The organism is Streptosporangium subroseum (assembly GCF_900188345.1).
Lineage (GTDB): Bacteria > Actinomycetota > Actinomycetes > Streptosporangiales > Streptosporangiaceae > Streptosporangium > Streptosporangium subroseum.
Genome location: NZ_FZOD01000129.1, coordinates 1 through 7,772, shown reverse-complemented (window position 1 = coordinate 7,772; position 7,772 = coordinate 1). Strand labels below are relative to the sequence as shown.

7 protein-coding genes are annotated in these 7,772 nt (G+C 68.3%); 3 read left to right on the top strand and 4 right to left on the bottom strand.

The features are described from left to right. The coding region (locus tag CHC08_RS47185; RefSeq protein WP_089213875.1) for a GNAT family N-acetyltransferase at positions 1-578 on the top strand (578 nt) is incomplete at its 5' end. Here CHC08_RS47185 and CHC08_RS47180 read toward each other — a convergent pair. From CHC08_RS47180 to CHC08_RS47165, 3 genes are all read right to left on the bottom strand, one after another. Beyond that, complete coding sequence (locus CHC08_RS47180; protein WP_089213874.1) at positions 571-2,214, bottom strand: AMP-binding protein; 1,644 nt, start codon at positions 2,212-2,214, stop codon at positions 571-573. The genes CHC08_RS47185 and CHC08_RS47180 overlap by 8 nt on opposite strands. Before the next feature lie 20 nt (positions 2,215-2,234). Then, entirely contained in the window at positions 2,235-3,215 is a 981-nt protein-coding gene (locus CHC08_RS47175; RefSeq protein ID WP_089213873.1) for an acyl-CoA dehydrogenase family protein, read from the bottom strand. Positions 3,216-3,429: 214 nt separating this feature from the next. Then, complete coding sequence (locus CHC08_RS47165) at positions 3,430-4,617, bottom strand: acyl-CoA dehydrogenase family protein (RefSeq protein WP_089213871.1); 1,188 nt, start codon at positions 4,615-4,617, stop codon at positions 3,430-3,432. A 177-nt stretch (positions 4,618-4,794) separates the two neighbouring features. Between CHC08_RS47165 and CHC08_RS47160 the strand changes: the two genes are divergently transcribed. Then, positions 4,795-6,138 (top strand): sensor histidine kinase, encoded by a 1,344-nt coding sequence (locus CHC08_RS47160; RefSeq protein WP_245879009.1) that lies wholly within the window; start codon positions 4,795-4,797, stop codon positions 6,136-6,138. Between the two features lie 9 nt (positions 6,139-6,147). Further along, on the top strand, positions 6,148-6,750 hold the full coding sequence (locus tag CHC08_RS47155; protein WP_089213870.1) for a TetR/AcrR family transcriptional regulator: 603 nt from the start codon (positions 6,148-6,150) through the stop codon (positions 6,748-6,750). Here CHC08_RS47155 and CHC08_RS47150 read toward each other — a convergent pair. Next, the gene (locus CHC08_RS47150; protein ID WP_089213869.1) at positions 6,707-7,630 is read right to left on the bottom strand and encodes a DMT family transporter; all 924 of its coding nucleotides are present in this window, start codon (positions 7,628-7,630) and stop codon (positions 6,707-6,709) included. The genes CHC08_RS47155 and CHC08_RS47150 overlap by 44 nt on opposite strands. Between the last annotated feature and the right edge of the window lie 142 nt (positions 7,631-7,772).

The following is a 7,772-nucleotide window of genomic DNA, read 5'->3' as shown; positions in this document are numbered from 1 at the left end:
TGCACTCCCACGTCACCGGCACCGCGATCGGCCGCGGCATCGGATTCGCCCTCAAACTGCACCAGCGCGCCTGGGCCCTGACCCGGGGCCTGGACCGGATCACCTGGACCTACGACCCACTGATCCGCCGCAACGCCCACTTCAACCTGGCCAAACTCGGCGCCCGCCCCGAGGAGTACCTGCCCTCCTTCTACGGCGCCATGGACGACGCGATCAACGCCGGCGACGAATCCGACCGGGTGCTCGCCGTCTGGCGGCTCACCGAACCCCACGTCCTGGCCGCCACCCGGCGAGAGCCCCACATTCCGGCGGTCCCACCGGACGCGGTGGCCGCCCTGACCGACCGCGACCACCGCCCGATCCCCGGACGAACCGACGCGCGCACCCTGCTGGTCGCGGTGCCCGAGGACATCGAGGCGCTGCGCCGCACCGACCCCGGCGCGGCCAAGGCCTGGCGACACGCCGTACGCGACATACTGGGCGGGTTGATGGGAGAAGGTGCCCGGGTGACCGGATTCGTGGGTGAGGGTGGATACGTCGTGGAACGACGGATGGGAGACGAGCCCCCTCCTACCTGAGACCTGGGCGCAGGTATTCCTCCCGGACCCTGGATCGGGAGAGTTTCCCCGTGGGGGTCCGGGGCAGCTCGTCGCGGAACTCGACGACCTTGGGGTGCTTGAAGCGTGCTATGCGCGGGCCGAGGTGTTCCAGCAGCTCGTCCGGGGAGGGCCGGGAGCCGGGCACCGGCTGGATCAGCGCGACCACGTTGTGACCCCACTCCTCGTCGGGCACGCCGATCACCGCGACGTCGGCGACCGACGGATGCTCCAGCAGCGCCGCCTCGATCTCCGCCGGATAGATGTTCACCCCGCCGGAAATGATCAGATCGGTACGGCGGTCGCACAAAAACAGGAAACCGTCCTTGTCCATGAAGCCGATGTCACCGGGGGCGTACCACTCACCACGCATGCTGGAGGCCGTCTTCTCCGGGTCCTTGCGATACTGGAAGCCGCCCTGGCCGGACTTGACGTAGATCATGCCGGGCTCGCCGGGGGGAAGCTCCTCACCGTCCGCGTCGAGGATCCTCGCCTCGAAGCCCGGAACGGGACGGCCCACCGTGCCGGGGTGCTCCAGCCAGTCGTGAGGCTTGATGGAGAAGGCGATGGCCGACTCGGTGGAGCCGTAGTACTCATACAGGACCGGGCCCCACCAGTCCATGATCCCCTTCTTGACCGCCACCGGACAGGCCGCACCGGTGTGGATCACCTGCCGGAGCGACGACACGTCGTATCTCTCCCGGACCTCCGGTGGAAGCCGCAGCATCCGGTGGAACATCGTCGGGACCATCATGGCGTTGGTCACGCGGTGCTTCTCGATCAGCTCCAGGATGCTCACCGGCTCGAACCTCGGCGTGATGACCAGGGTGTGGCCCAGGTGGAGCGCGAAGAGGGTGTGCGCGCACGGTGCCGAGTGGTACATCGGCGAGGTCACCAGGTGGATCTCCTCGCCGGGCCTCAGGTCGCAGATCTCTCCGAGGAACCAGGTGGCGAGCGGGATGGCCGCCTCCGGCTCGCGGCCGGACAACGGCCGCTGCACGCCCTTGGGGAACCCGGTGGTGCCCGAGGTGTACCACATGACCGCTCCGGACGACCGGCCCTCCGGGGCGGTCACGGGCTGTCCTTCGGCCAGCTCGGAGACGGTCGCGAACCGTCTCGCATCCGCCCCCACGGCGGCCACGGGCTGCCCCGCGGTTGCCTCGGGGACGGTCACGGGCTGCCCCGCGGCCGGTCCGGTAGCGGTCGCGACCGGTCCGGTGGCCGGCTCGGCGGACCGTCCCGTGGCCGGCTCGGCGGTGTCCTCGATCGTGTTCTCCGCCGGGTAGGGCCGGTCTCCGACCACGACCCTGGCGTCGCAGTCGGCCACGATGTAGTCGATCTCCGCAGCCGTGAGGTGCCAGTTGACGGGCACGTAGTACAGCTCCACCTGCCCGGTGGCCATCAGCATGACCACGGCGTCGAGGCCGTTGGGCAGCACTCCCGCGACCACGTCGCCCTTGCCGAGTCCACGAGCCCGCAGGCCGTGTGACACCTGGTTGGCCCTGGCGAGCAACTCGCCGAAGGTCGTCACGGTGCCGTCGGTGTCGATCACCGCACGACGGTCCGGGTCGGCCTCCGCGATCTGGTAGAAGCCGAACGGCAGGCTGATTTCGGGCATGTGATCCTCCTCAGACCTCTTCAGAGCTCCAGCAGTTCGGCGAGACGGGCTCGGTGGGTCCGCGATGGGCCAAGGAGCACTTCGTCGGCTTTGGCCCTCTTGTAATAGAGATGCGCATCGTGCTCCCAGGTGAAACCGATACCGCCGTGCAGCAGGAGATTGTCGCGGGCCACCTCGAAGCAGGCCCTGCCGACGTATGCCTGGGCGAGCGCGGCGGCCATGGGCAGCTCGCCGGGCGCCTCGTCGGCCGCCCAGGCCGCGTGGCGGACGATGGACTCGGCCTGCTCCAGCTTGCAGTGCATGTCGGCGAGCCTGTGCTTGACCCCCTGGTAGGAACCGATGAGGCGGCCGAAGGTCACCCTGACCTTGGCGTAGGCCACGATGGCGTCCAGCGAGGCCCGCAGCACTCCGAGCTGCTCGGCGGCCACCGCCACCGCGAACAGGTCCCTGGCCCGTGCCACGGCCGCCTCGGACGAGGCGATCTCCTCTCCCGGGCCCAGCTCCACCCGCGCCTGCCTGCGGGTCGGGTCCAGGGTGGTCAACGGGGTACGGTCGCCGCCCCGGACGGCCCGGACCCGCGCGCCGTCGATCGCCAGGATCACGTCGGCCTCGACGCCGTTGAGCGCACGGTCCCCGTCGAGTGCCACGGTCGCGACCGTGGTTCCCGCGGCGATGCCGGGCAGCAGCTCCTTGTCCGCCACCTCCGTCAGCAGGATCGCGGCGAAGGTGGTGGCCAGGAACGGCCCCGGCAACAGCGCCGCGCCGGTCTCCTCCAGGACGACCGCGAGCTCGGCGTATCCGGCTCCGGCTCCGCCGTACTCCTCCGGAATGATGAGGCCGGCGAGCCCGAGTTCGCCGTTGAGCCGCCGGTAGACCTCGGGGTCGTGGCCGATCCCGGACTCGGCGGCCCGCCGGACCGCGGACAGCGGCGAGACGGAGGCGAGGAAGGAACGGACCGCGCCACGCAGCTCCCGCTGATCCTCGGTGAGCACGAGTTTCATGTGAGTGCCGCCCTTTCAACGATGATCGGATCCGCGGTGGTCAGGCCGGTCATCCGGCGACATCCGGCAAAAACCGAGTCGATCCTCAACCTGGTAAAGACCGGGCCGGTCCTCCGGCGCCGCCCGGCGGTTATCAGGGCCGTCTTCCCACGGTGTCCGGCAGCGATCAGGCCGGTCTTCCCGCGGTCTTCGGCCATCGGCGAGTCCCCCGGCGTCACGCGGAGGATCCCCCGCTCACCTTCAGGTCCCTGAACGGCACGGACTTGTCCATGCGAGGCTCGGGGGGCAGGTTCAGCACCCGGTCGCCGACGATATTGCGCATGATCTCGTTGGTGCCGCCGCCGAGGGACATGGCGGGGGCGAGCGCGATGGATTCCGCCGGCCCGCCGTCGTCCTCGTAGGCGACCGCCTCGGGGCCGACCAGCGAGGTGGCCAGGTCGGCCTGGAACATGGTCAGCTCGGCCAGCAGCAACTTGGCGGCGCTGCCCCGGGCACCGGGAAAGATCCCGGCCTTGGTCTCCTGGGAGAGCCTCTGGTTGAACAGGGCGAGCGCGCGGGAGCGGATGTAGAGCTCGACGAGCTGGTCCTTGACCACGGGGTCGGCGGTGTCCACGGTGTGGCGCAGCGACTCGAAGGCGACCGGGTTGTCCTTCTGACCGCCCATGCCGACGCCGCTGGAGATGGACAGGCGCTCATGCAGGAGGGTCGTGACCGCGCAGCTCCAGCCGTCGTTGACCTGGCCGATCAGATTCTCCGCGGGAATGTGCACGTCGTCGAAGAAGATCTCGTTGAAATGGGAACGGCCCGTCATGTCCCTCAGCGGCCTGACGGTGACGCCGGGGGCGCGCATGTCCACGATGAACATCGACAGGCCCTTGTGCTTGGGCACGTCCACGTCGGTACGGGTGAGCAGCAGGCCGAAGGAGGCGTGCTGGGCGACCGAGGTCCAGACCTTCTGGCCGTTGACCACCCAGCCGTCCTCGGCCGGCGTCGCCCGGGTCTGCAGGGCGGCGACGTCGCTGCCGGCCCCCGGTTCGGAGAAGAGCTGGCACCAGATCTCCTCGCCGCGCAGCAGCGGCCGGAGGTGACGCGCCTTCTGCTCGGGGGTTCCGAGGTCGACCAGGGTCGGCCCGCACATGCCCAGCCCGATGGAGAACACGTAGGTCGGCAGGGTGAAATCCTTGGCCTCCCCCGCGAAGACCCGCTCCTCCGCCTGGGTCAGCCCCTGCCCGCCCCACTCCCGCGGCCAGGTGATCCCCGAGTAACCCGCGTCGTACAGGCGTGCCATGAAGGTCTTCGCGGCGGTGACGCCACCCGTGTCCGAGGCGCCCTCGACCTCGGCGCCGGTGACGTTGGCCTCCAACCAGGCCCTGGCCCGCAGCCGATATTCGTCAAGGTCCATGCCCGCTCCAATCAGTACTTACTTACTCTAACCAGCGATAGATCAGCCGTACAGAGCAATGCTCTACAGCGCCTTACGGTGTAAGCAGGGGGGATCTTTGCCCCGACTTGGCCATGAATGGCCAGGAAACGGCAATTAATCCGTCTAGTGTGACCGTTTGAATCCAAGGGAAAGAGTGTGATCACTCGGAACGCGTACTCCGTCAGGACGCGGTTGACACTGGTCGCCGTCGTCCTGGCCATGGTGTCCGGTATCGCTCTCACGGTGGTCGCGACGATCTCCCTGTACGGCCTGGCGGGCACCTTCAAGATCGCGGAAGTGGCGAACGCGGGCAATGAGATCGCCCGCCTCATCGAGGGGAAACGGCTGCCCGCCGTACTGCCCCGAGGGGAGGCCGAGGCCATCCAGGTCCTGAACGCCGCCGGCCAGGTCGTCGCCTCGACCCCGAACCTGACCGGCGCCCCCCGGGTGACGAACTTCACCCCTTCGGACTCGAAAACCCGGGAGGACAGAAAGGTCTGCGGCATCCCCCAGCTGCACAGCGGGTGCATGAACGTCGTGGCCCTGCGGAGCTACCAGCCGGACGGCAAGTGGATCGTCTACTCCATCGGCAGCCCTGTCCCCTGGTACGTCCATCCGGGGTTGTTCGCCTTCATCGTCGGCGCCTGCCTGCTGACCGTGCTGATGTCCGGGATCTGCTCCTATCGGACGGTCACCGGCGCGCTCGTGCCGGTGAACGCGATCAGGAAGGAACTGGAGGAGATCACCGCGACCGACATCGGCCGACGGGTGCCGTTACCGCCCGCGCGGGATGAGATCAGGCAGCTGGCCGAGACGATCAACCAGACCCTGGACCGGCTGGAGAACGCGGCGGAGCAGCAGCGCAGGTTCGCCTCCGACGCCTCCCACGACCTGCGCAGCCCGCTCACCGCCATGCGCGCCCAGGTGGAGGAGGCTCTGCACTATCCCGATGACGTCGACTGGAAGACCAAGGCCAACGCGATGATCTTCAGCCTGGATCGGCTCCAGGCGATCGTCTCCGACCTGCTGATGCTGGCCAGGCTCGACTCCGGCGTGACCGCGGCCAGGGAACGGATCGACCTGGGCGAACTGGTCGGCGAGGAGCTCGACCGCCGCAAGCGCTGCGTCGAGGTGACCCGGAAGCTGGAGCCCGGCGTGGTGGTGATCGGCGACCGGCTCCGGCTGGCGCGCCTGCTGACGAACCTGGCCGACAATGCCGAGCGGCACGCCGCTTCGCGAATCACGGTGAGCGTGACCGAACGGAATGACATGGCCGTTCTGGAAGTGGTCGACGACGGCGCCGGAATCGCGTCCGAACAACGGGAGGTGGTATTTCGCCGGTTCACCCGGTTGGACGCCGCACGCAACAAGGATGCCGGGGGAACCGGGCTGGGACTGCCCATTGCCAGGGAGATCGCCGAGGCGCACGGCGGAAGTTTGAAAGCAGAGGACAGTGCCCAAGGTGCGCGATTCGTATTGCGCATCCCTCTGACCCGATAGTGTTCCTTTGTGGCACGGGGATTTGGGCGATTACGTCGTGAAGATCTGCTCCGAACGGCATGTGATGTCATCGCGACACAGGGGTTCGGGCATACGCGGACAGCAGATATCGCCCAGGCCGCCGGGGTCAGCCAGGCGCTGCTCTTCTATCACTTCGAAACCAAGGAAAAACTGTTCGCACAGGCCTTCACCTATGCGGCCCAGCTCGATCTGGACGCACTCGCCAAGGTGGAGGAGTCGGGCGGTTCCTCACCCGAACGGTTGCGCGCCCTGCTCAAGCTCTACCCTCCCACCGGCAAGTCCAAGGCGTGGGCCCTGTGGATCGACGCCTGGGCCGAGTCGATGCGCAACGCCGACCTGGAGGAGATGTGCCGCAGGATGGACATGCGCTGGAAGCAGGCCCTTCGCGCGATCATCGACGAGGGTGTCAGGGCCGGAGCCTTCACCTGCGCCGACTCCGAGGGCTCGACCTGGCGGATCATCTCGCTCATCGACGGACTGTCCACCCAGGTGACCGTGCACAAGCGCGTGCTGACCCGTGCCCGCATGGCCGAATACGTCCGTACGGCTACCGCGGCGGAACTCGGCCTCTCCCCCGACGAACTGATCTGAACAGCCTCCCCGGCAGCACGACCAGGAGCATGGCGAAGGCGATCAGCCCTCCTCCGAGGAAGAGGGTCCAGGTGAGCGGCTCGCCGTACACGGCGACGGCGAGGGCGGTCACCCAGAGCGGCTGGGCCGACAGGATCACCGCCGCGGGCACCGGCGGGACGTGGACCTGGCCGAACGAGCGGGCCAGGAAGCCGAGGGCACAGGCCACGATCGACAGATGGCCGAGGATCGCCCAGTCGCCCGCCGTGGCGGGCAGGGTGAGACCGTCCGGCGCGGCGAGCACGCCCGTCATGAGGGCGATGGTGCCGAGCTGGATCACCGTGACAGCGTAGGCCTGCTGCCGTGCCGGGGCGGAGTTGCCGAGCAGCAGCGTGTGCCCCGAGTAGAGCACCGCCGACAGCAGGGTGGTGACCAGCGCGGGCAGGGAGATGTCGCCGCCCTCCATCTCGCGCAGCAGGGTGAAGGCGGTCATCGCGGCCAGTGCCAGCGCCACCGCGATCCAGACACGGCCGGAGATCTTCGCGCCGAGCAGGACCAGCCCGAGGACCGGGGTGATCACCACGTACGAACCGACCGTGAACCCCGAGACTGGAGAGGGCAGGTCGTGCAGCGCGACCGCCTGGGCCGTCTGACCCACGCCGAACAGCAGGCCGAGCAGGATGCCGGTCAGCCACGTGCTCTCCGACAGTCCCCGTAGACATCGTGGCCGGAGTGCGACCAGGACGAGCGTCGCGATGCCGTACCGCTCGGTGAGCAGGTCCGCCACCGGCATACGCACGATGAGATCTTTCATCAGTGGAAAAGCCGACCCCCATGCGGCGCTGACGAACAACAGAAGTATGGCTCCCAGAAGGGGGCGGGGAGCTGCTACCACTGCCATGCCCGAAGGATTCCATTACCGCGAGCTACCGAAGGGTCACGGACCGGATGGGGAGTGGCCGGAATACAACGCTGAGTGAAGGACGTCACACCGGCACGAGGGACCTCATACCTTCACAGGCCTTTCCGGGCTATGAGGCGGC